The following is a 24,670-nucleotide window of genomic DNA, read 5'->3' as shown; positions in this document are numbered from 1 at the left end:
TTAAAAAGGCAAGGTTATTTTGAACCTTGCCTTTTTTATACCTTATTTCTTCAATTGTACCAGTTTGTTAAAAAGGTCTTTATTCTCTTTAATCTTACCTTCATTCCCCAGTACACAGCAATAATTCTCCTTCATAGACTCATCAATTAGCTTAGAAAGATTTTTTATATCCTCAATAGTTGTATTTAAAACCTCATTTTTTTCTATTTGTAAATCCTCATAGCTTAAATGGGAGATATAATTGCCAGTTGCGATATCACCCTTCATAGCAGGGGTTAAGGCAGGATCAAGCCTTGAAATAGTTCCAATGATATATTTTGTCAATTCATCCTTATCAAGATGAAGCTCTTGAACATAGGTAGCAATTTCATCATAAACCTTTATGGTTTCAGTAATATTTGGATCTCTATAGGAGTAGGCTGTAAGGTTACCAGATCTATCGAAACTGATACCACAACCATAGGCTCCCCCGCGGGCCCTTATTCGATCATGTAGATAATCATTAGATAATATGGTAGCCAAGGTCCTCATGGTGCCAGTATATCTGTAGCCTAGCTTATGGAAGTCAAAGCCCTTTGCGACATATTGTACATTGGCAGAGGATAGGATTCCTTCATTGGCCTTTTCTAAAGCTATTTTCTCAACCTTGAAATCATAGCCTTCATTATTAAGCTTTGCTGTTACAATCACCAAGTTATTCTCAATAAGCTTAAAGTCCTCTTCATCACCTGTAACACTAATGATTAGATTGTTTCTGTTAAAGATCTTCTTATAAACAGCCTTTAGCTTTTGAATGATTTCCTCGAAGTTAGTATCAAAGCCATCGTTTAAATCCTGTAAAAACCAAAAATAATCTAACCCACTAAGGATTTCTGTATACTTCCTTGCCTCTGAATAGTAGGAGGATACCCTTCTGGAAACCACATAATGGCCCATATCATAAATGGACATCTCCATTCTAGATTTTACCTGTTGAATGAGCTCCTTGATTCTTTTCTTATCTTCAATTTTGGATGAAACTGTAATTTCAGATATTAGCTCCAACATTCTTAGAACTTTATCTCCTATAGATTTGCTCTTAATTATAAATTTCGGGTAGTATAGAGAGCTATTGTTATTATCCAGATAAACCTTTGCTTTTAAATCGATACCCCCTGTGTTTAGATAGATTTCATTAGACAAATCAGAATAATTCATTGTTACTGTATCTACCTGGCCTATAATATCTGTTAATAAATTGATATAAGGAATATATTCCTTTCCAATCATTCCTACATCAAATATGAAATCTACATAGGCAATCTTACTTGTAAAAATATTATGATGAAGTAGAGTATAGCCTTCCTTCTCAAATATTTCCTGGGGAATTTTCTCTACCTCTGGATTGACATCATCAGCTGATAGTTTTGGAATGGTTGCCCTTGTTTCAGCTGAATCAGGTGATATTTGCCTTTCCTCCAGTTTTTCATTTCTTTTCACCAAGGCCTCCAGCTGCTCCTTAGTTAGCGAAGCCTTATAGTCAACCAGCTTTATTTCAATTGATGCTGCTTTTCTATCTTCAATTTCTTTATCTGGCTTCATAACCACCAATGCACTGTGGGGATTATTTAAAATCCTTTCATTTATAAAATCCTCGAAATAGCTGGTATGAATTTTCTCTCTTAAGCCCTTGAGTGTGGACTCATATTTTAAGTGGGTAGTAGGGTGATGATCATATAACCAGCTTTCCATGGCGATGATGTTATAAATCAGACCCTTTGTTGGGAATCTAGTGGCTTCTCTAAGGTCATATTCTGCAATATTAATACAACCCTCAATTAGCTTCTTATCAATACCTTCATCTACAAGCTTCTTTAATGTTGAATTTACAACTTCAACAAATTGCTCCTTCTGATCAATGGTGGTGTTTTTGGCCACTACAGTAAAGGTAGATTGTAGACTGTCTCCAGGAATATGTATAATGTCCTCACCAATACCAGCATCGATTAAGGCCTTCTTTAATGGTGCTGCAGAGGATTCAATTAATATGTTTTTTATAATACCCTTCATTAAATAGTTCTCTGGGTCTGTGATATCCCCCATTACATAGCTTAGGGCTAAGTAATTAAGATTCTCCTCCTTTTCCTCCTTAGAAATTGGATATTTAACCTCCACCTCCTTCATTCCACTAAAGGGCTTTTGAATGTCAATAGAGGAGTCTATTTCTATTCTACCAAAATTCGATAGGTAATCTTCATCAATGAATTGTAGCTGTTTTTCAATATCTCCATTTCCATAGAGATATAGATAGCTGTTGGATGGATGATAATATTTTCTGTGGAAGTCTAAAAAGTCTTCAAAGGTTAAGCTCGGAATTGCATCAGGATCTCCGCCAGAAGAGAATTGATAACAGGTATTTGGGAACAAGGCCTTTACAATCTCTGCCTCCAAAATTGTTGTGGGGGAGGAATATGCCCCCAGCATTTCATTATAAACGATCCCCTTATAATTTACCTTATCATCTAGGTTTTTAATTCCATGATGCCAGCCCTCCTGCCAGAATATCTCTGGTACATCATACATGCTGGGATAAAAAACCCCATCCAAATATACATCCATCAGATTAAAGAAATCCTTCTCATTTCTACTGGCAATAGGATACATAGTTTTATCACTGTAGGTCATGGCATTAATGAAGGTTTGAAGGGAGCCCTTAATCATATCCATAAAGGGTTCCTTAGTTTTGTACTTTCTCGATCCAGCTAAGACACAATGCTCAACGATATGGGGTACACCTGTATCGTCAGCTGGAGGCGTTCTAAAGGAAATTGAAAACACCTTGTTATCATCATCATTTTCTAAATGTAGAAGCCTAGCTCCACTTTTCTCATGAAAAAATACCCTTGCAGTAGAATTAAGTTCATCAATTGAATATTGGTCCATTAGTCTAAATCCATGATAGAGCTCATTAATCTTAAATTTCATGCTAATACCCCTCCTAAGTGTAAGATTCAAATATAATAAAATCTATATATATTAATTAAAGATATCATTATTTGCCATAATATACAAGCTTATAGCTTTATGGTTAAAGAAAAAAGGCCTAAGGCCTTTTTTGAGAATTAATGCTACAAGCAAAACTATATAATGTTCCTAAAGAGTATGTGTATAATAATTGAAATCCAAAGGATTATCGAAAGATACCTATGGTAGGGACGCCAATGCCTTTTTAGCTTTTGAATCTTTTGACCAGATATTGGAATTATGGCCATAATAACTAATATAGCTAAGACAATTGTACCCGTGTGTAATCTAAAGGTACCTAAGGCTAAGTATCCGTGGATGCTACCTAACAGGATAATGGTCACCCCTAGAAGGGGGTGTATAATTCGGAGCTTTTTATATATAGCTAATAACTTCTTATTTTTTGATTTACTATAGTACTGTTTAATTGGATATATTAATCCAGTTAGAAATATCAAAGAAACGATCATCCAGCCTAAGGTACTAACGGTCATATAATCCCTCCTCTAATCAACAAGCTTTCCGACAGCTTTGATGTTTTTTAGCTTTGAAACTCCATGGGGGGATTGGTTTTTAATAGCCTCTGTTAAATCTTTACCTGCTTCAAAACCGTTATGCTGACCATCTTTCCATTCCCTCACATCGGTTACATCATAAATTATTCCATCAACGGCAATATAGGCTGGTTTTCCTTCTTTTCCATCGTACTCAGCCAGTTCTTCCAAAGTAAACTCTGGCAGTTCTTGGGTATCTACTTGATTTTTTTCATTTGAACTACACGCAACGGTAAAGCTCATGATAAGTAATACTAAAATCAATATAGAGATCAAGGTTTTTTTCTTTTTCATGAAATCAACTCCTCATTTTTTAATTTAATACCCATTTTTAAGGGGATCATGACAATTTGAAAAAAAATTGTGTTCTGATTATATATATGTATTTATATATTAGTAAATCTATGATACTTGAAAATTTTTGATCATTTGATATGATAAGTCTGTAATTTAATATAAAGAGGAGGGAGTAAAATGGAGAAAAAGCATATAGAAAATTTTATTTTCGATAGACTTATAACAGATATTATAAGAGATAGAAAATCTGTAAGAACCTATAAAGAAGAAAGGCTCTTAGAGGATGTTGAAATGAAGCTTAAGGTTTTTATAAGTAATTTAACAACACCTCTGGGTACAAGGATTAGCTATGATTTAATACACACTGAAAATCTGGGTAAAAACGGGAAGATAGGCACCTACGGCATCATTAAAGGGTCTAATACCTATGTTGTTGCTATAGTCCCTGAAAAGGGTAAAGAACTACTAGATTTGGGTTATACCTTTGAGGAAATCATACTATATGCCACATCTTTGGGATTAGGCACCTGTTGGTTAGGGGGCACCTTTAATAGGGGTAAGTTAGCCACCTTAGTAGGGCTGAAGGAAGGGGATTTCATCCCGGCGATATCCCCAATAGGGTATCCAACTGATAAGAAAAGGCTTATAGAGACTGCCATGAGGAGCTTGGCTTCATCTAATAAAAGAAAGGATTGGAAGGAACTCTTTTTTAAAGGGACCTTTGAAGAAATCTATCCGTATCAAGATAATGACCCCTTTTCGATAGCCCTTGAAATGGTAAGAGTGGCTCCATCTGCCTCCAATAAACAACCTTGGAGAATCATAAAGAATGATAGGGGATGGCATTTTTATCTAAAGGAAGATTCCAAATATAAAGCCTTAGGCTTTAATATTCAACTGATTGATATGGGTATTGCCATGTGCCACTTTGAATTGTCATTAAAGGAAAGGGATATAACAGGAAGGTGGTTTGAAGTAGGTGAAAATTACATGGAGAAAAATTCTGACTTGCAATACATGATTAGTTGGAAAGAGGAGTAAAAAGGTTGTAATAGGGAATAAGATGATGGAAGTAAAATAGCTACCTCTAATTGAGATAGCTAATTCTTTTTGATGAAGGCCTTTAGATGATTGAATACATCAAAGGCTGCTATGATTACAAAAACTGCCAGACCTACGTAAACTCCAGTTTGTACCCCTTGAATAGCACTACTATCTAGGGTGTTGGAAATGCTTGAAAAATCCCATATCTCAGGAGTTAATGCCAATTGCGTAATAAGAACAATCCATACAATATTCAATAGGATGGATAGGATTCTTGTATACGCTTTCCACTGTCTTTTTATCAAAAGGTAAATATTTAATAAAAGGGATGAGCCCAGCAGTAGGTTTAGCCAAATGAGATAGGGTGAAAAGTGCTCCATATTAATTGTGGGAATGACCACTGTACTAGAAAAGCTTAGGCCAACTGCTATCCATGAGTTATTAATTATAATCAAGAATAAGAATATAAAGAAGGTTTCAATAATAAGTTCCAATACTTTTACTTTTTCATTGGGGGTAGGAACTTCTTCAAGAATATCCAAAGACCACTCTTCTTCCTTAAAGCTATAATCCTGCGGCATATAGTATTGTACTAAAATGAAAACAATTGTGACGAATCCAACTGTAGAAAAACTAGACTGAAATATATCTATTATAAGCTTTAAATATAATTGAAAACCATCCTTGGCTTCTTGTAGTGATAATATAGTAGAAATCATTAAGCCTATGGCAGCACTAATAAGGGCTATTTTCAAAACCAACCAATAAGTATCAATATAGGCAGGCCCAATTACAGCTCTTGGGCTATTCATGTAGGCCTCGGCCACCTTTCTAGGATGTCCCATAGATTTAATTGCCCTCTCGATTTCATCCTCAGAGTATTCTTTTATCCCATAGCTTTCTTCAAGAAAATCATAGAGATTTGCTTCTACTTCCTTCAAAACCTCATCCCTTTGGGATGGTGATAAATACCTACCGATTGTATACAAATAATTTGAAATCATACTTCACCTCCAATTAAATTTGCCATAGATTTTTCAAGAAGCTTCCATTCCTTTATTAACTCTTTTCTAACTTTAATGCCCAATTCACTAATCTTATAATATCTTCTCGGGCGGTTACCCTCAACCTGCCATATGGATTCTAGCAGACCTTGTTTTTCTATTCTTCTTAGTAGGGGATATAGGGTGTTTTGCTCTACCATTATTCCTTCATCATTTAATGCCTGGATAAGAGAGTAGCCATATTGCTGCTGATCCATTTGAGTTAAAACAGCTAAGACAAGGGTACCCCGGTTCATTTCCTGCTGAAGGTTTTGTATAATGGCTTCCATATCTAACATGTAGCCACCTCCTTTAATTACATTATACTGTGCCATGCACAGTAATGTCAATATAATTTACTATATATATAGAAATAAAATAGAATACTTGATTTGAGTTGTTAAATATTACAAATAAATCTTAATAAATGAAGAAATTGCAAAAGATGTAGCTAGTTTTTAAAGGGAAATCGATTTCAAACTTATGTAGTTTTCACAAGTCTAAAGTGGTTGTAAATTCAATATTTTTATTATATAATCATTATTATTACATTTGTTATGTGATTTTTGTTAATATATTTTGTGAAAATGGTACAAAGCCAAGGGAACAAAAATCATGTATATTTATAATGAGATAAGAATCAAAATTATTTGAAAACTTAAGAAAAAGGATGGAGGGGTTTTATGTCAAAGGTAAATTATCCATGGTTTAAGAAGGAGGATATTGATGGTTTCTTCGCTTTATTCCAAAACAATCTAGCAAACTTCGTGTTAATTGCAGTTACGATGATTTCTATGGGCTACCCAGGAAGTATTGTTTATGGAAGAGTTATACCAGGGGCAGCTATTTCGGTATTATTTGGTAATTTATATTATGCCCATATGGCTAAAAAACTAGCAGAAAAAGAAAACAGAACAGATGTTACAGCTTTATCCTATGGAATTAGTACACCCCCAATGTTTATTTACTTGTTTGGAGTATTAGGACCAGCCTTAGCACTAACTGGTGACCCAGAAGTAGCATGGAAAATCGGTATGGCTGCCTGTTTCGCAGGAGGACTTGTTGAAGCTCTAGGAAGCCTTATTGGTAAGTGGGTTCGCAAAAACCTACCAAGAGCTTCTATGTTGGGAGCCCTTGCTGGAGTTGCTTTTACCTTTATAGGTGGAGAATTATTCTTTAGAACCTATGAAATGCCTGTAATTGGAATGATCGTTTTAGCAATTATTTTAATTGGTTTAATAGCTAAAAAAGCAATGCCCTTTAGAATACCTGCATCATTATTCGCTATTATCATAGGTACCATTTTGGCCTATATTTTACGTCAATCAGATATGTCACAAATAGCTGCAGGTATGGATACAGTTGGTTTTTATCCACCACTTCCTACTCTAGGATTTATTGAAGGCTTTAAGTATTTAACAGGACCAATGTTAAGTCTATTTGCAGTATTACTACCTATTTCAATTTATAACTTTATTGAAACAATGAACAATGTAGAAGCTATGGCTGCTGCAGGTGATGACTATAATGTACAAGAGGCACAATTATTTGATGGTATCGGAACAATGATTGGAAGCTTATTTGGTGGAGTTTTCCCAACAACTGTTTATATCGCATCTGTTGGTTCTAAGTGGATGGGTGCTGGTAGAGGATATTCAGTAATTAATGGTTTTGTATTCTTAATAGCATCAAGTGTTGGTATAATCGCAGCAATGTCAAAGATTATTCCTGTACCTGTTATAGCTCCTATCTTAGTATTCGTAGGGCTATCCATGGTATCTACTGCCTTTGCTTCAGTTAAACCAAAGCATTTCCCAGCGGTTGTACTTGCAATGTTCCCATATTTCGCAAACTATGTAATGACAAGATTCAATAAAGCAGCTGGAGAAGTAGTTGCTAAAGTATCAGGTGGTATCGTTCCATTAGGTAATGGTGCAATGTTTACCGGATTAATATGGGGAGCAATCCTTGTATTTATTCTAGATAATCAATACAAAAAAGCTGCATTTGCATCGATTGCTGGTGCATTGCTGGCTGCAACAGGCTTTATGCATGCAGCTAAGCTAAGCTTCTTAAGCAACTATGAATATCCTCTAGGATATCTAATTATGGCAATCATGTTCTTTGCCTTTGAATATGGCTTTAAGGATAAGCTAGAAAAAGACGGAATGCTTGAAGAAGATGTAGTACTTGATTTCCAAGATTAATTTATAACTAAGACCTTACACTTTAAATGGTGTAAGGTTTTTTTTGTACTAAGCTAAAACATACAGCATTATTTAACTTATGGTTAATTAATCCATCCATAGAAAAGCTTGTGAGTCTCTTCATGCTTTTGTATAATAAACCTGTTAACTGTTGGAGTATTAATTTTACGCCAAAGTTAATACAACAAAAATTAGTATTTTAATAATTAAGCTATTCATATCAGTAGAGGAGCGGTTTTTATGGAGAATTTTAATGTTAAAATTGAACGGGTCACAAAGGATAATTATCATATGTTTGATGATATGGTATTTTGGAGGATTAATGGAGTTGAAAGAAGAAAAGAGGAAAAGGAAAAAAGTAGAACCATAGATTTTAGTTATGCTTACTCCCAGCTTCAACATCAGGGCTTTTATGCCTACGCTGCCCTCGTAGAAGGTCGGTATGTTGGCTGGATAACATTGATGTTTACTCCAAAGCTGGGAAAATGGAGCACTGGGGTTCTTTATGTTGATGAGGTTTGGACCTCTCCTGAGTATAGAAGAAGGGGTATTGCCTTTAGTCTTATGGAGAAGATCAAAGATGTTCAAAAGGAGACAGGAGCTAAAAGGATCAGGTTATATACTGACAATTTTCCTGCAGTTGAACTATATAAAAAGTGTGGTTTTAAAATATCTGCTGAAGAAGTTGTCTTTATGGAAAGAAGTTAATAAGTAGGCAGAAGTGGAGTAATTAAAAAAGCCATCCCTAGAGTTTTCAATTTCTCTTCGGATAGCTTTTTTATTTTTATTACGATTATATTTTTTGTCCCCCATAGCTCCACAGCCCCTTGATATTTCTGGCATACTTTTATTTAGCTTGTTGGCAGAGTTTATAAAGGCAGCTTTACCACTAAGAATAATAACTTCCTTCTTTTGCTTTTTACTCATGTTAGTTTCCTCCCATTCATTATAGTTCAATACTATTTTACCACATTTTTAGGCTATTATATAGTTCTTATAATAAAATATCTAATATAGCTAATGTCTCCATTGACAATTATATGTAAAAAAACCTATAATAACTATGTAGCATAAATTATATTATTATTGGAAGGAGTGTTTTCATGCTGGTATTATCTATTGAGGTGGTTTTAGTCTAACTCAATACCGGCACAGGGATGGACATTAAAGGGGGCGTTAAGGCTCTTATTTGTGTTACCCTGAATCTCTTCCAACAATATTGAAGGTGTATAGAATATTTTAACACGCTTTGTTGGCGTGTTTTTGTATGCTTTTTTACAATAAATAGTTTTTTAATATTATATCGAGATAGGGTATCTATACCTGTGCCACCAAATATCAAAAAAAGAAAGGTGGAAATTAAAAATGTGTAACAGTTTTAAATTTACTGAATCAAACTGGAAGGAAAATGGAATATTCTTGGAGGACTATTTAAATCAGCTTAGCTTTCCTATGGATTCTTATATTGAGGATCACTTAGAGGGAGCCAAAGTTTACACAGTTCTAAGAGATGAGGAGCCCATTGGCTTTGCAGCAACCCATAAGGAAACATTGTGGTTTTTTTACATAAGAAGGGACCATGTTAAGGTGGCCCAAGAGGCCTTTGAAGCCTTTATAAAAGCCAAGGAGATAAAAGGAGTGTACTTTCAAACCTCCGACACATTATTAGTAAGCTTGACATGTGATTGGGAGTTTGAAAAGTTTAAGGGTGCCTACTTCTTTATAGATGGTAAGAGGGTTGATAAGCCAAATATCAAGGCTGAAAATCCAGAGTTTAAACTTGCCAAAAATCAAGATATACCTTTAATCCTTGAAAAAACAGGGAAATTCTTTGATAAGCTTGAAGAAAGAGTCTCAAATGAAACCATTTTTATGTTAATGGAGGATGGGGAATTATTAGGCTGCGGAATCATTGAGTATGGACGGTACTTTAAGGATTGCTGTAGCATTGGGATGATCACCTGTAAGGACCATAGACAAAAAGGAGTAGGGCAATATATTTTGTGGAATTTAAAGGAGTTCTGTTATAATAAAGAACTAAAGCCAATTGCAGGCTGCTGGTATTACAATCCCCTTTCTAAGAAAACCCTAGAGGCGGTAGGGATGATTTCTGTGGCTAGAGGGATGAATGCTAAGCTATTGGAAAGAGAAGTAATTCCTCTAAAGCCCATGGATAGCTAATAAACAGTGGGACAAGGTGCCTGTCCCCTTGTCCCTATGTTTAATGAAAAAGGTATTTAAAATAACCTTGATAATTGTATTAGTTATTATATTTATCCTACTAGTCACTATGGGGTTAATGGCCAGGGGCTTAAATGATATAAAAGCCATGGCAATTAGCGATATTGACATTAATAGTATGGAGGATGGAACCTATACTGGGAATTTCGACGGTGGAAGATGGACGAATCAGTTAGAGGTGGAAATAAAAGGTCAGAAAATCACCGATATTAGAATCGTAAAGGATATTAGATTTCCTATGGAGGGGATTGCTGAAAAGATATTTCATCAGGTGTTGAAAGAACAAAGTATTTCAGTAGATGTAATTTCAGGGGCTACAGTAACCAGCAAGGCATATTTAAAGAGCATCGAAGATGCACTTCTTTCAAAATAACAAAACCACAAAAATCTTAAACGGGACAAGGTGCCTGTCCCCTTGTCCCTATGTCTCTGTTCAGATAATAGAGCCATCGCCTGACACCAGATTGCTAATAAAGCCATAGCTCATGGAAATCCATGAGCTATCCTTATGTGATTCAATTAAGTTAAATCATTTTACAGATCATAATACAACCCAAACTCTGCTGGATGGGGTATCTTACTAAACTCCTTTAATTCCTTACGCTTATTTTCTATCCATATTTCTATTAATCTTTTAGAGAAAACATTACCCTTTAAAAGGAATTCATGATCTGCTTCAAGGGCATCAAGGGCTTCTTCTAATGACTTTGGAAGGGGCTTAATTTTACTCTGCTCCTCCTTAGGTAAATTGTAAAGGTTTATATCATAAGGTCCGTAGCCGTGCTCTACTGGATCTAATTTATTTTCAATCCCATCTAAACCAGCCATTAGAATGGCAGCAAAGGCATAGTAGGGGTTACAGGTGGCATCGGGATTTCTAATTTCAAAACGCTTTTGATCAGGTGTTTTTGCATAATCAGGAATTCTAATGACAGCACTCCTATTGGCGGTTGCATAGCATATGCTTACCGGTGCTTCATAGCCAGGAACTAGACGCTTATAGGAATTGGTGCTGGGGTTGGTTAATCCACATAGGGCTGGGGCATTCTTTAATAATCCCCCAATAAAATACAAGGCTGTTTGGCTTAAGCCAGAGTAACCATCGGCATCATAGAATATTGGCTCTCCATCCTTGAAAAGGTGCATATGTACATGAAGGCCATTACCTGCTTCACCAAATAGAGGCTTTGGCATAAAGGTTGCACTTTTTCCGGCATTAAAGGCAGCATTCTTAACAACATACTTAATTAACATGGTTTTATCTGCCATTTCCCTCATGGCTCCTGGCTCAACTTCAATTTCCATTTGGCCTGGTCCACCAACCTCAGGATGATGATATTTAACTTCTACTCCTCGTTCCTCTAGCAATAGGCACATTTCACTTCGTAAATCGTATAGGATATCCATTGGTGGTGTTATATGATAACCGCCCTTTAAGGGAACTTTATATCCTTTATTGTCGTCTAAATTAGAGGAGTTCCATTCTGCTTGCTGAGAATCTACTCTGAAGCCAACACTATTTGGCCTTGTTTCATAGCTAATATGATCAAATACATAAAACTCAAACTCTGGCCCAGTTTTCATAAGATCTGCTATACCAGTGGATTTCATATATTCCTCAGCACGATTTGCCACTGCTCTAGGGTCTTGTTCAAAGGGCTTAGGAGTATCTCCAGTTACATAAACATCTCCCAATATAGAAAGAGTTGGAATCTTAGCAAAAGGATCCATTATACCTGTAGATAAATCTGGTATAAAGACCATATCGCTTTTTTCTACTGGTGCAAAGCCATAATTTGAACCATCAAAACCAATACCCATTATAAGGGTTTCTTCTGTGAATCTGTCAACTGGAATTGTTAAATGTCGCCAGCGTCCAAAGAGGTCAATCATTTTAAAGTCAATCATCTTAATTTGCTTCTCGTTGCAATATTCCTTGACTTGTCCAAATGTTGTAAACATATTTTGCCTCCTTATTCTTTAGTTTTAGCACTTAAAAAAATTTAGCATTGCAAAGTTAAGTATAGCATATTTTGCCACAAAATAGAATCAATTCTGAAATTTTGTTTACATGTGATGGACAATTTATATATATAAATTAAAAACATTGTGTTATATTATAGTTGTAGAAATATCTGTTGGGGTAGGGGAGGAATATGAATATATTCATATATATAATAAGTTTTATTGTTATAGCAGTTACACAATATTTGTACCTCTATGGGAAGCTTGAGGGGTTATTATTCATCCTAAAACCTGTAGTCTATCTTGTGTCTCTATTTACTGGTGAAGGCTTTACCTATTATTCGGAAATGGGTTTTTTGAATCCAAAGTTAGCGGTTAACATTGGTAGAGAATGTGCAGGAATCAATTTTTTTTCCATTGTTTTATTAATGTTGATCTTTTCTAATATAAAGAGGGTTAAGGGGAGGGGAAGTAAGCTAATTTTTTTACTATCTTCAATGATTTTTTCCTATCTTGTAGCTATTATTGTAAATGCTTCAAGGATCATCGCGAGTCTTTTTTTATTAGATTTAAAAATATTTCCTAATGGCTATGAAGCTTTAGTTCATCAAGCTACTGGAATCATTTTTTTCTTAGGCTATCTATTTGCAATACAGTTTCTATTTAAAAAAATCATTTGCAAAATGGGGGATCATTATGACGAGATTATATAAACCAGCCTTTATTTTTTTAGTTGTAACTTTACCACAGGTTGTCTTATTAGCAATACTTTCAAGAATTTATACTATAATCAATACTGAGTTGTCAAGGGAATCCATCTTAACCTGGCAGCTGCTGGCCTCTTATCTGATTATAGCCTTAAGCGTTTACAGCATCTACGGTATTTATAGCGTGATAAAAAAGAGAGAAGTACATACTTATCTAGCGGTATCTATTGCTTTTATTTATAGTCTTTTTATAGCTTTGTTTATGTTCAATCAAAGGGAGCTTATACCTTCTGCTATTCCCAATTGGATGCTGTTTGGGATTTCGCCAGTGGCAACTTTACTAACACTAACTATGCCTGCATTACTTTATTCATTGATCATAACCGTTCATTGGTTATCAAAAAAATATTGTGTAGATAATCTATCTAAAGAAGTTGGTATCCTTATAGGAATACCGGTGGGTTGGTATATACTATTTCATTTCGCTGCAGCTATTGATACCAGTATTTCCTTTGCACCAATATTTGAGAAGCTGGTTTATTTTTTATTTATCGCTTCAGCAGTTGTTTTTTTCTTCCTATTAGTGAGAATTATCTATCACCTACTGAGTAAAAAAGTAGAGGCCTGGCAAAAATATTTCTCTTGGATTGTGATTATTGGAAGTATATCTGGCCTTGCCCTTAATGAAGCCTTGGGTAATATTTTTGGGGACTTCTCCCATTGGGGATATTATTTATTGGCCTTTATAACCGGTCTGATAGTTGGGATTCCTGCTGAAAAATACCCCAAATATAAGTTGTTGATATTTTTTACTAAGGGATTAACCTTTGCTTATTCCTTGTATTTCTTTTTGGTTTTCCTTCCCTATCTGCCATTATCGATTATTGGAGTTGTATTTATGGGCTTTGGTTTATTGATGCTAATTCCTCTTCTTCTAATGGCTTTACATGTGAAGGCTCTTCTTCATGATTACAATTTCTTAAAAAATCAATATAACAAGCCTTTACTGATGGGTATTTTCATCATTGGTCTTTTAATCATACCAACTACAGTGGTTGCCAGTGTAAGTAAGGATAAATACCACATAGATAACGCCCTAAGTCATGTTTACCAGAGGAGCTATGGGGATTCTACTGGAAAGGATATCAATATTGAAGGTATTAAGCGGGTCTTAAAAAACATAAAAGATCAAAGTATGGATAATAGGGATTTTTTCAGTACCAATAAAAAGACTCCCTTCATCTCCAATTTTTATAATAGCTATGTTTTAGATGGTTTGACTTTATCAATGGATAAAATAAGCTATATGGAGGCTATATTCTTTGGAAATCACTATGAAAATCTCAATGATAGTAGCTTTGTCAATGGGAATCCTACTATTTTATTAGAAGCCCCTTCAAGTGAAACATATTTTGATGAAGAGGAAGGCACCTATAAAAGCTGGATACATCTTGAACTCACCAATACTGCCGATTTTCAAAATGAATACATTACCTATTTTCACCTGCCAGAGGGTAGCTATATAAGTGATTATTATTTATATGTCTTTGAAGAGAAAAAATATGGTTTGATGGCGGATAAACGGGCAGCCAATTGGATCTATAATCAAATTAGAGCCATAAGAAGGGACCCAGGGATATTAACCTATGTAGGGGATAATACCATCGAATTTAAGGTATTTCCCTTTGCTCCAAAGGAGAAACGAAGGACAGGAATTGAGATCACCCACAAAGCCCCCATCACAATTGAAATTGATAATAGACAGCTAAAGCTAAAGGATGTATTAAAGAACAATAGAGTAGTGGATTCTGGAGAAATTGAGGGTGTAGCCTATATTACCAAGGAAGAAAAATCAAAGCTTAATGGGGTTGTAAGAGAGGCTGAATACTATTTTATTCTAGACCATTCTCAAAATAGCAAAGGCAATTCAAAAAACTATATCAGTAGAGTAAAGAACTTTATAGAAGAAAAAGGTATCGAAGACCGTTTAGGAGAGATTATTGCTGCAAATTATCAAGAAGAAGTCTTATCATATAAGGCTAACTGGGAAGAGGAGTTAGAAAAGCAAGATTATAAGGGGGGCTTTTATGTAGATTATACCATTAAAAGAGTTTTATATGATCATTATGTAAATCATAAAAAGACCCTTCCAGTATTTGTTGTTGTAACCGATGAAATAAATAACATAATATTACAAAATGATTTTGATAGATATGAGTTCATTTCACCAGAAGGCTTAAGCTATTTTCATCTAAATGGTGATGGGAATATGGTTGAGTATTCTTTAATAGACAAAACAAAAGAACCCCAAATAGTAGAAGATGTAAGCAGGATGACTGTACTTGAATGGGAGGATAATGAGGGGAAAAGCTATTATCTGCCAGATAATCATGAGGATAGCATAGTGATTACAGACTTTGTAATGAATGGAGAGGAAATTATTGAGGGAAGCAAATGGCAAAGGGGATTAATGCTAAAATCCTTATATAGAAGGTCATTATTGCAGCCTGAGAAAGCCTTTGAGGCTTCATTGAATATTGTTAAGGAAAGCATTAAGGGTAGGGTTATGAGTCCCTTAACCTCCTTTATTGTCCTTGAGACAGAGGCTCAGGAAAAAACCATGCTAGAGAAGCAAAAGCAGCTACTTTCAGCTACTAAACCATTGGATTTAGATTCTGACAACTTTACTCAGATGAATGAACCCAACATAATGATTCTTTTGATGATTTTATCTATAATATTGATATCTAGAAGATTTTATCAATTAAAAATAAAACAGTAACGATAATTTTCTAATTATCGTTTTTTCTTTAAGAACTGAAAACAGCAGGGGAGCACCTATTTTTTATTAGGAGAATAAACTAATAAAAAGAAGGCATAAAGGAGGAATTTATATGTATGATGAGTTCAAATCCCCTGTAAATATTCAAACCCAATGTTACTATACTTCAAATGTTAGCTTTAAATATCCAATGGTTTACGGTTTAAGTGATCCAATGATTCAGCAAAGAATGAATTACAGAATATATAGCCTGATGCTGGAGGTTATCTCTGAGTTAATTAATCCCTATAGCAATACAATAACCTATGTTACTGGTTTTTATGAAATTAAAACCAATGAGAGGGACGTGTTAAGTATTACCCTAAACGCAACGGGAGATTTTGGAGGAGCCCATCCCATGAGTGTAGTAAAGGCCTTAACCTTTGATGTAAAAACTGGAGATGAATATGAGCTATATCAGTTATTTCTACCCGACAGTGATTACATACAGAGAATGTCGGATATGATTGCGATTCAAATTAAAGAAAGGGATATACCTTTGTTAGGTGACTTCAAAGGGATTTCACCTACCCAGGATTACTATATTGCCGATAAAGCCCTAGTGATTTTCTTCCAATTATATGAAATAGCCCCCTATGCAGCAGGCTTCCCATATTTCGTTATTCCTATATATGATGTTAGTGACATAATTGTTCCCGATGGTTTATTATCAAGAATGCTCTATTGGTTATAAGAAATTAAAAACTCATCTATGATTGTAATTTACAATTATAGATGAGTTCTATTTTAATCTAATCCCTTCCACTCAAGTAGAATGTCAGGGTCTATATTAGAAGAATAATAGGAGGTGGTCCAATGGAGATGGGGCCCGGTTGAAAAACCTGTGGAGCCAACTGTACCAATGATATCACCCTTATTTACCATATCTCCCTCCATGACATCTTTTCTGTCTAGATGAAAGTATACAGTAAAGAAACCAAGACCATGGTCTATAACCACTGTTTCACCGGTCATAATAAGATTCTTAGAAAGGACAACCTTCCCGGTGTTTGATGCCATAATTGGTGTACCAGTGGGTGCAGCAATATCTAGGCCAGAATGACGATAAGAGGTTAACTCATCATTTACAGTTCTCTTCATCCCATACTCCGTTGTTAATCTGCCTTCCACTGGAAGAATGAAGCTACCCTCCCATAGCTGAGTAGGATGACTGTTATACCGGCTTGGAGTAAAATATTTGGCATATTCAGCTGAAGCTTCTTCATTTCTGGTATTGGCAGCTATAGTTTCATCGATTATAAGATGCTGTACTTTGAAGCTTCTATCTTCAACAATTAGAGTATCCTCATAAATCAATTGTGTATTAACATAAATACCTATGGGGTAACTACCAGTTTCAGCCCAATAATCTAGAGGGATGATTGCCACCTTGTCATCCCCATGATTATGTAGGGTGACCTTCTCTACAATTTCCTGCTGAAGAGTGATTTCATCCCCTTCTTCAGTATTGTTAATTTTAAGGATAAAAAAGCCTCCTGGTGTTGCAGTTGAATCTTGAATCAAAACCTCTGGGGGTAAATCCATAGTGACATCAAAGGTATAATTTATTGTTCCATAACTTTGGTCTACACCCTCGTTATAGTTGACAGCTAGCTTATAGGTAAGGGTTCCATCATGGGGAATTGGAATGATATTGTGATTATCAATTGTTTCAGTTTTAATAAGCTGATCACCTTTGAATACTTCTAAGGACAGTAAATCAGGGGTTCTGCCAAAGTCCAGTTTAATCTCATCATTTGCATCTAACTCAAAATATTCAGGAGATGCTACTGAGGTATAACTGTTTTTATAATAGTCACCATTGGCCTTAAGTAGATTCCAATCAGCCCCGCTGGGAGCTATACCTACTTTGGTATCCTTAAAGGAGACCTCCGTATGGGGCTCATAATCGGGATAAAGAATAACAAGACCGTCAATACTTAAGTAATCCTTAGCCAGCTGCCAATCTACAGCATATTCTTTATTACTCTTGGAATTTACAAGGTACAGTTCTTCTTTAGCAAGATCCGCAAAAACCTTATATTTTATGGTTTTATCCTCTCCTCTAAGCTCTAAAATATGGTAATCCATATCGGTATCATCGAAATCTGCCTTCTTGGGACCCTTTAGCATAGCTAAAATATCCTTGAAATCTTCAAGGGATTTATCGGTAAAAAATATTTCTGTATGATCACTATTGAAGATGTAAATATGATCTATATCCTCTAGTGATGTTTGAAAGGGATTAATGGTTATAATAGCCAATGCAATAAATATCAAGCTTAAGGTTATAATTAAAAGTTTTTTCTTCACTCTGGGACCTCCATTTAAAGTTATTATGGAATTATCTTAACTAACATGATTATATCATAATTCGCTGTTAGGTTTTCATAATAAATCTACAGAAGTAACAGTCTGAATATTTCCTCGACTAGTACAAATCCCTTTAAATAAAAAATAAAAAAGCCCTCATCCCAAATTCGGAGGAAGGCAATTGACATATAGGTTTTATCAGATTTTAATAATGAAACTTGAAGTCTAACAAAGCTGGTTATACCCTTACTTTATAATTTTTCCTCAAAAAGCTTTAGATACTCACCATAGCCTTCCCTTTCCATATCCTTTAAAGGTATAAACCTTAATGCAGCACTATTGATACAATATCTTAAACCCGTTGGGTTAGGCCCGTCGGTAAAAACATGGCCAAGATGGGAGTCGGCATCCTTGCTTCTAACCTCTGTTCGATACATATTGTGGCTTTTATCAAGCTTTTCGATTACTTGTTTTTTTTCGATAGGCTTAGTAAAGCTGGGCCAGCCACAGCCTGCATCATATTTATCTAAAGAACTAAACAAGGGCTCTCCAGAAAGGATATCAACATAAATTCCCTCATCCTGATGATCCCAATATTCATTTTGGAAGGGTCTTTCTGTTCCGTTTTCTTGGGTTACCTTATATTGTAGGGGAGAAAGATCCTTTAACTTTTTTTCCTTATCATAATCTCTAGCTTTCATATCTACTCATTCCTTTCGCGATTATAAACAACATTGGTGAATTTCAAGCTTCACAATAATTTACAATCTGTGGGATTATAAATAATATACCCATTATTTTTGATTAGTTTCATATTAGTTCATGAATAAAATTTATTAATTATTCTTAACATTTTCACAATTCCTTGTATATCATATGAAAAAAATGTATATTAAGAGTATATCAGGCAGAAGGGAGTGTCCACCATGAGAGGTCCAATCATACGATTCAAGAGGAATTCTTTAACTTAATAGTGGTAGGTGACTTTGCATCTACAAACCCTTAAGGATATTCTGCTAATTCCCATATTAATGGGATGTTTTTGTAATGCTAATCTATAAAAAGCTAATCATATCGCAGGGATTTATCTTGCGGTTTTTTTGTGTCTAAATTAATAAGAATTAATTTAAATGATATGAAATGAGGAATGGTAAATTGTTAAAATTAAAATATTTATTTGATAATAGAGATCTAGCAGAGATGATTTTAAAAAATTGGAACTATGATACAGAAGAAACTACAGATTTGTTAAAGTATTTTAGAATTTCCTCCAACGCTGTTTATCCCTTTAAGAGGGATGGAGCAGTCAATTTTCTTCGTTTCACACCGCAGGAAGAGGGCAGTGAAGAAGGAATACTTGCAGAGATAGATTACATAAATTTTCTGAAAGGAAAAGGATATCCCGTTGTTGAGGTAATACCTTCTAAGGTGGGTAAGAGTCTAGAGATTGTCGACACACCATGGGGTAGGTATTTTGCAGTAGCCTTTAAAGGGGTACCGGGAAAGCAAATTAGTAGGCTGGAGCTAACGGAGGATATGATTTATGGTTGGGGAAAAGCCTTAGGCCAGCTTCATGGCCATAGTGTAGAATTTAAAACAGCTGATGATATACGTGTAGATTGGAGACAGAAGCTTATCTGGATGGAGGAGGAACTGAAGGAATGTCCTCAAGAGGCTTCAGCTAGGAAGGAAGTAGAATTGTTAGGGAATTTCCTTTCGAAGCTTCCTGTAACAAAGGAGAACTTTGGTTTAATACATTACGATTTTGAGGCAGATAATTTGTTTTATGAGGAAGCTACTGGCAGATATTATCCTATAGATTTTGATGATTCTGTATATCATTGGTTTGTTATGGATATTGTGCAGGCAATTGATAGCGTAACAGAGGATATGCCATCAGAAAGGCATGAGACAGCAAAGGAAATCTTCTTAAGGGGATATAGATCAGTAAAGATAATAGATGATGAGATATTAAAGCATTCAGAAGCCTTTAGGAGATATGCCAATCTATACGGCTATATAAGATGTTTAAGATCCATAGGGGAAAGTTGGAGCAATGAGCCAGATTGGATGGTGTCCTTAAGACAGCACTTTAAAAAATCCATGGAGAGAGAAAGCCAAAATTTTGGTAAAATACTTTAAAGGATATAGAGGAATCAGGTTGAAAAAACTTATCAGAATATCGAGATTAAAAATTAAGGTGGTGATTGAAGATGAAAATACTATTATTCCTTGCTAAGGGTTTTGAAATGACTGAAGCTAGTGGGTTTATCGATGTATTTGGTTGGGATAAGCATTATAATAAGGGTCAGATTGATGTAGTTACCTGTGGATTTACTCGAGAGGTGATCAGCACCTTTAATATCCCAATAAGAACAGATCTCTTGATAGATGAGGTAAATGTAGAGGACTATGTAGCTCTGGCAATACCAGGTGGCTTTGGAGAATACGGCTTCTATCAGGAGGCATATGATGAAGGTTTTCTGAATCTAATTAATGAGTTTAATGCTGCTAATAAACCCATTGCTACAGTTTGTGTAGGCTCTTTACCCGTTGGTAAGAGTGGTGCCCTAAAGGGTAGAAGAGGAACTGCCTATCATCTTGCTGGTGGTAATAAGCAAAGACAGCTGGAAGAAATGGGGGTTACAGTAATTAAGGATGAAGCCATAGTAGTAGATGGAAATATAATCTCCTCATGGTGTCCTGAAACTGCCATAGAGGTAGCTTTTAAGTTATTAGAGATGCTAACATCAAAGGATCATTGTAAAAATACAAGAATGAATATGGGCTTTCGCTAGTACTACACAAATCTGATATATCAGAGCACAGATTCACAGGAAAATCAATTTCCATCATGCTAGAATTGTAGTTAGAAGGGAGGGATTATTGTGGAGTGGCTTAACCGACTAAGGGATTGCATAGACTACTTAGAGGAGCACTTGGAGGAAAAATTTGATATTGACGAAGTGGCAAGGATTTCATTAACTTCAAAATTTCACTTTCAGAGATTGTTCCATATGATTACAGGTATTACTGTAGCGGAGTATGTTAGGAAAAGAAGATTAACCTTGGCTGCTCAAATGCTGGCTACATCTGATGCAAAGATTATAGACGTTGCATTAAAGTATGGCTATCAATCTCCAGAAGCCTTTACCAAGGCCTTTAATAGGATTCATGGGATTAATCCTTCTGAGGTTAAGGAAAAGGGCATTAGCCTAAAAGCATATCCACGTCTATCCTTTCAATTACAAATAAAAGGAGAGGAAGCTATGAACTATCGAATTGTTGAAAAGGAAAGCTTTAAGGTTATTGGAGTATCCAAGAAAGTAACTACTGTGGATGGAGAGAACTTTAAAATTATCCCTAGGTTTTGGCAAGAAGTAAATGGAAATGGCACATGTGAAGATCTTAAGAAATACTGTGGAGATTTAGGAATGTTGGGTATTTGTGCAGACTTTGATCATGAAGCAGAGGAGTTCACATATATGATAGCCTCTGAAAAAACAGTAGACAAGGTTCCAGAGGCCTTTGAAGAAAGGGAGATTCCAGCTGCCACCTGGGCGATATTTGAATCCATTGGCCCTATGCCCCATGCTATTCAGGAGGTTTTCAAGAGAATTTATTCAGAATGGTTTCCTGCCACTGGCTATGAGCATGCAGATGCTCCTGAGTTGGAGGTATATCTACCGGGTAATCCTGACGCAGAAAACTATAAATGTGAGGTTTGGATTCCAGTAATTAAGAATTAATTATTGAATACAGATCATCCAACGGATGGTCTGTATTCCTATGATATTACTTAAGCATTAAATACATGTAGATAAGGGGGGAATACTATGTTGGGAGAAAAGGGATTAAAGGAACTATTATTACAGATTTGCGAAGAGGATAAAATACCGGAGGGAACTGATATTTACCCGCTAGCCTTAGAGATGATGGAGTATATTGGTACTACAGATTCAGTCTTAAGAGATGACTTAATTTTATCTGTTTTGTGTTACTTCATTGACGATCATCTTTTATCTGGTAATGAATTAAAGAAATTATTAGATATATGCCTAAATGATCAACACCTCTTCTATAGACTTGGAGAAGAAGAGGATGATTCTGTATTTAATAGATCTTTTACAATTCTAATCGTTAAAGGGATAGTCTGCTATCATAATAGCAATGGAGAGAATCTTTTAAATGAAGAAGAGGCGAAAAAGATCTTTAATGAGGTTATCAGATATGTAAGATTAGAAAAGGATATGAGGGGTTATGTAAAGGAGAAGGGTTGGGCCCATTCCATGGGTCATGCTGGAGATGCCCTACGGACCTTAGCCTTATGCAATCATATAAAGGAGAAAGAGCTGCTAGAAATCTTAGAAGTCATTAAAGAAAAGGTAGGTATAAGCTATTATGTATTTATAAATGAAGAGACAGAAAGACTAACATCAGCTGCTGTTAATGTAATTGAAAGAAATGCTTTAATAGAAGAAGAAGTGATTCATTGGATTAAATCCTTTGAAGAAATTGATAAACCTGCTGATTTCCCAGAAGGTCACTATTTCCGGGAAAACACAAAGGGTTTTTTAAGAAGTCTGTATTTTAGACTAAAATACAGAAAAGCTTCTAATACTATCATTGAAGAACTGGAGAAAACCATATACAGTATGAATAAATTTCATTCTTGAATATCTGAATTTAGGAGAAGAGTTTTGGAGCTGGGACCGAATATTTGATACCATCTACGATTTCATGGATAACCCTGAAAATCATTCCTTTAAATTCTTAGAGCCAAGAGTGGACTTCTTTAAAAAGCATCCTAGTCAATTGAAGTAATAGATTTGAAGACCTTTAACACATAACTGATTTTATCATTGATAATAGATGGATATTATGCTACTATTATACTATCAATTTAATAAACATAAGCACTGGGAGAGTTGGATAGGCCAACTGAGAGAAAGACCCTATAAAGTCTTTGATCCCCATTCACCTGATCTGGGTAATACCAGCGTAGGAAAGTGTATTGTATAAGTATGAATATTTATGCTATTTAAACACATTCCCATCAGGTAATGTGTTTTTTTATTTGCTCTATAAGGAGGAGTGAAAAAACCAAAGAAATAAAAGGGTTTCTTTTATTCATATAAAAAATCGGAGGGAATGAACTGTTTATGAAAATTAAAAAACTTACATTGTCCGCATTATTTATTGCAATTGGTGTACTAAGCTCCCATCTATTATATATTCCAGTTGGAGTTGCAAAGGCCTTTCCAGTACAGCATGCTATAAACCTATTGGCTGCAACATTATTGGGGCCAGCCTACGGTGTAGCAATAGCCTTTATTGTGTCGTTATTAAGGAATATCTTAGGAACTGGCTCCTTATTGGCCTTTCCCGGAAGTATGATTGGAGTTTTTCTAGCTGCCATCCTCTATCAAAAAACCCATCGATATTCACTAGCCATGGCGGGGGAAGTAATAGGTACCGGAATTATAGGTGCATTCGTTTCCTATCCCGTTGCTAAAATATTTATGGGTAGAGAGGTTGCAATGTTCTTCTTTGTAATACCCTTTTCTGCCAGTACTGTAGTAGGTGTGGTATTGGGAGCCATAATCCTTAAAGGTCTTTTACATATAAAGTCTATTCATTCCATTTCAGGAGGGGGTCAACTATGATGAAAAAGGTTCTAACAATTGCAGGCTCCGATAGCTGCGGTGGTGCAGGAATACAAGCAGATTTAAAAACCTTTTCTGCCCATGGAGTCTATGGGATGAGTGTAATAACGGCTGTTACTGCTCAAAATACCCAGGGGGTTTTTGGAGTTCAGGATATCTCAGAAGAAATCATCATGAATCAGATAGAGGTAATCTTCGATGATATAGAGGTGGATGCAGTAAAAATCGGTATGGTCTCAAAAACAGAAACCATTAAAGTCATTCATGATACATTAAGAAAATATCCTTATAAAAATTTAGTGGTTGACCCTGTGATGGTTTCTAAAAGTGGTTATCATTTACTTCAACCAGATGCTAAAAAAGCATTGATTCACTACTTAATTCCCATGGCAACCCTTGTCACCCCCAATATATTAGAGGCTGAGGTTATTACAGGTAAAAGGATTACCGGTTATAAAGATATGGAGAAGGCGGCTGTAGAGATTCATCAAATGGGAGCTCAATATGCTCTAATTAAAGGAGGTCATCTAGAGGGTGATGCTATGGATATTCTGTTTGACGGTAAGAATGTTACTTCTTTTAATTCCCCCAGGATTTCTACTGAAAACACCCATGGAACAGGCTGCACCCTATCCTCTGCCATTGCCTCAAATCTTGCAAAAGGCCATTCCATTAAAGAGGCAATAGAGTTGGCAAAGAATTATATAACCATGGCTATTGAGCATTCCTTTTCTATTGGAAAGGGAGTAGGCCCCACCCACCATTTTTATCAGCTATATAAAAATGCTGGATTACTTTAAAGTGGGTGG

General features: G+C 35.5%; 22 protein-coding genes, 1 pseudogene and 1 riboswitch. Of the genes and pseudogenes, 14 read left to right on the top strand and 9 right to left on the bottom strand.

The genetic code is table 11. The features are described from left to right. Positions 1–42: 42 nt before the first annotated feature. The 3 genes from F8153_RS05080 to F8153_RS05070 form a co-directional block, all read right to left on the bottom strand. Positions 43–2,964, bottom strand: coding sequence for an insulinase family protein (locus F8153_RS05080; RefSeq protein ID WP_151865278.1), 2,922 nt, complete (start codon positions 2,962–2,964; stop codon positions 43–45). A gap of 155 nt (positions 2,965–3,119) precedes the next feature. Then, the gene (locus F8153_RS05075; protein WP_151865277.1) at positions 3,120–3,497 is read right to left on the bottom strand and encodes a hypothetical protein; all 378 of its coding nucleotides are present in this window, start codon (positions 3,495–3,497) and stop codon (positions 3,120–3,122) included. A gap of 12 nt (positions 3,498–3,509) precedes the next feature. Next, positions 3,510–3,851: a cytochrome b5 domain-containing protein gene (locus F8153_RS05070; RefSeq protein ID WP_243136898.1), complete on the bottom strand. Its 342-nt coding sequence runs from the start codon at positions 3,849–3,851 to the stop codon at positions 3,510–3,512. Positions 3,852–4,031: 180 nt separating this feature from the next. Between F8153_RS05070 and F8153_RS05065 the strand changes: the two genes are divergently transcribed. Then, positions 4,032–4,895, top strand: coding sequence for a nitroreductase family protein (locus F8153_RS05065; RefSeq protein ID WP_151865276.1), 864 nt, complete (start codon positions 4,032–4,034; stop codon positions 4,893–4,895). Positions 4,896–4,954: 59 nt separating this feature from the next. On the opposite strand, the gene F8153_RS05060 is transcribed toward F8153_RS05065, so the two are convergent. Continuing rightward, on the bottom strand, positions 4,955–5,902 hold the full coding sequence (locus tag F8153_RS05060; protein WP_151865275.1) for an HAAS signaling domain-containing protein: 948 nt from the start codon (positions 5,900–5,902) through the stop codon (positions 4,955–4,957). Continuing rightward, positions 5,899–6,240 carry a PadR family transcriptional regulator gene (locus F8153_RS05055; protein ID WP_151865274.1) on the bottom strand — a complete coding sequence of 114 codons (342 nt, stop codon included), beginning with the start codon at positions 6,238–6,240 and terminating at the stop codon, positions 5,899–5,901. The genes F8153_RS05060 and F8153_RS05055 overlap by 4 nt, the downstream gene beginning before the upstream one ends. Positions 6,241–6,624: 384 nt before the next feature. Between F8153_RS05055 and F8153_RS05050 the strand changes: the two genes are divergently transcribed. Both F8153_RS05050 and F8153_RS05045 read left to right on the top strand, forming a co-directional pair. Beyond that, positions 6,625–8,148 carry an NCS2 family permease gene (locus tag F8153_RS05050; RefSeq protein ID WP_151865273.1) on the top strand — a complete coding sequence of 508 codons (1,524 nt, stop codon included), beginning with the start codon at positions 6,625–6,627 and terminating at the stop codon, positions 8,146–8,148. A gap of 240 nt (positions 8,149–8,388) precedes the next feature. Then, positions 8,389–8,856, top strand: coding sequence for a GNAT family N-acetyltransferase (locus tag F8153_RS05045; protein WP_151865272.1), 468 nt, complete (start codon positions 8,389–8,391; stop codon positions 8,854–8,856). On the opposite strand, the gene F8153_RS05040 is transcribed toward F8153_RS05045, so the two are convergent. Then, a complete protein-coding gene (locus F8153_RS05040; RefSeq protein ID WP_151865271.1) occupies positions 8,794–9,075 on the bottom strand; it encodes a hypothetical protein in 282 nt (93 codons plus the stop codon). The two genes, F8153_RS05045 and F8153_RS05040, sit on opposite strands and share 63 nt — an antisense overlap. 438 nt (positions 9,076–9,513) lie before the next feature. Here F8153_RS05040 and F8153_RS05035 point away from each other — a divergent pair, with 438 nt between their 5' ends. Further along, positions 9,514–10,329 (top strand): GNAT family N-acetyltransferase, encoded by an 816-nt coding sequence (locus F8153_RS05035; protein ID WP_151865270.1) that lies wholly within the window; start codon positions 9,514–9,516, stop codon positions 10,327–10,329. Positions 10,330–10,372: 43 nt separating this feature from the next. Next, on the top strand, positions 10,373–10,762 hold the full coding sequence (locus tag F8153_RS05030) for an FMN-binding protein (protein ID WP_192929660.1): 390 nt from the start codon (positions 10,373–10,375) through the stop codon (positions 10,760–10,762). A gap of 161 nt (positions 10,763–10,923) precedes the next feature. Here F8153_RS05030 and glnA read toward each other — a convergent pair whose 3' ends face one another. After that, a complete protein-coding gene (gene glnA, locus F8153_RS05025) occupies positions 10,924–12,351 on the bottom strand; it encodes a type I glutamate--ammonia ligase (protein WP_151865268.1) in 1,428 nt (475 codons plus the stop codon). A gap of 194 nt (positions 12,352–12,545) precedes the next feature. Here glnA and xrtK point away from each other — a divergent pair, with 194 nt between their 5' ends. From xrtK to F8153_RS05010, 3 genes are all read left to right on the top strand, one after another. Then, complete coding sequence (gene xrtK, locus F8153_RS05020; RefSeq protein WP_151865267.1) at positions 12,546–13,067, top strand: exosortase K; 522 nt, start codon at positions 12,546–12,548, stop codon at positions 13,065–13,067. Beyond that, positions 13,051–15,843, top strand: coding sequence for an MSEP-CTERM sorting domain-containing protein (locus F8153_RS05015; RefSeq protein ID WP_151865266.1), 2,793 nt, complete (start codon positions 13,051–13,053; stop codon positions 15,841–15,843). The genes xrtK and F8153_RS05015 overlap by 17 nt, the downstream gene beginning before the upstream one ends. A 112-nt stretch (positions 15,844–15,955) precedes the next feature. After that, on the top strand, positions 15,956–16,576 hold the full coding sequence (locus tag F8153_RS05010) for a DUF3298 and DUF4163 domain-containing protein (protein WP_151865265.1): 621 nt from the start codon (positions 15,956–15,958) through the stop codon (positions 16,574–16,576). Positions 16,577–16,629: 53 nt separating this feature from the next. Here F8153_RS05010 and F8153_RS05005 read toward each other — a convergent pair whose 3' ends face one another. Beyond that, positions 16,630–18,195: a M23 family metallopeptidase gene (locus F8153_RS05005; protein WP_151865264.1), complete on the bottom strand. Its 1,566-nt coding sequence runs from the start codon at positions 18,193–18,195 to the stop codon at positions 16,630–16,632. Between the two features lie 251 nt (positions 18,196–18,446). After that, a pseudogene (gene msrB, locus F8153_RS05000) lies at positions 18,447–18,872 on the bottom strand (peptide-methionine (R)-S-oxide reductase MsrB); the annotation flags it as partial. Positions 18,873–19,350: 478 nt separating this feature from the next. Between msrB and F8153_RS04995 the strand changes: the two are divergent. The 6 genes from F8153_RS04995 to thiD all read left to right on the top strand — a co-directional run bounded on the left by F8153_RS04995 (position 19,351) and on the right by thiD (position 24,661). Beyond that, entirely contained in the window at positions 19,351–20,337 is a 987-nt protein-coding gene (locus F8153_RS04995; protein WP_192929659.1) for a phosphotransferase enzyme family protein, read from the top strand. Between the two features lie 71 nt (positions 20,338–20,408). Next, complete coding sequence (locus F8153_RS04990; RefSeq protein WP_151865261.1) at positions 20,409–20,993, top strand: DJ-1/PfpI family protein; 585 nt, start codon at positions 20,409–20,411, stop codon at positions 20,991–20,993. Positions 20,994–21,083: 90 nt separating this feature from the next. Next, entirely contained in the window at positions 21,084–21,944 is an 861-nt protein-coding gene (locus F8153_RS04985; RefSeq protein WP_192929658.1) for an AraC family transcriptional regulator, read from the top strand. A gap of 87 nt (positions 21,945–22,031) precedes the next feature. Then, positions 22,032–22,871 carry a DUF2785 domain-containing protein gene (locus F8153_RS04980; RefSeq protein WP_151865259.1) on the top strand — a complete coding sequence of 280 codons (840 nt, stop codon included), beginning with the start codon at positions 22,032–22,034 and terminating at the stop codon, positions 22,869–22,871. A gap of 235 nt (positions 22,872–23,106) precedes the next feature. Then, a riboswitch (TPP riboswitch) is annotated at positions 23,107–23,220 on the top strand. 137 nt (positions 23,221–23,357) lie between these two features. After that, positions 23,358–23,861, top strand: coding sequence for an energy coupling factor transporter S component ThiW (thiW, locus tag F8153_RS04975; protein ID WP_151865258.1), 504 nt, complete (start codon positions 23,358–23,360; stop codon positions 23,859–23,861). Next, the gene (gene thiD, locus F8153_RS04970) at positions 23,861–24,661 is read left to right on the top strand and encodes a bifunctional hydroxymethylpyrimidine kinase/phosphomethylpyrimidine kinase (RefSeq protein ID WP_151865338.1); all 801 of its coding nucleotides are present in this window, start codon (positions 23,861–23,863) and stop codon (positions 24,659–24,661) included. The genes thiW and thiD overlap by 1 nt, the downstream gene beginning before the upstream one ends. Positions 24,662–24,670 lie beyond the last annotated feature (9 nt).

Source organism: Alkaliphilus serpentinus, assembly GCF_009017255.1.
Taxonomy (GTDB): domain Bacteria; phylum Bacillota; class Clostridia; order Peptostreptococcales; family Natronincolaceae; genus Alkaliphilus_D; species Alkaliphilus_D serpentinus.
Note: the sequence above shows the minus strand (reverse complement) of the source record. Positions and strands in the feature narration are given on the sequence as shown.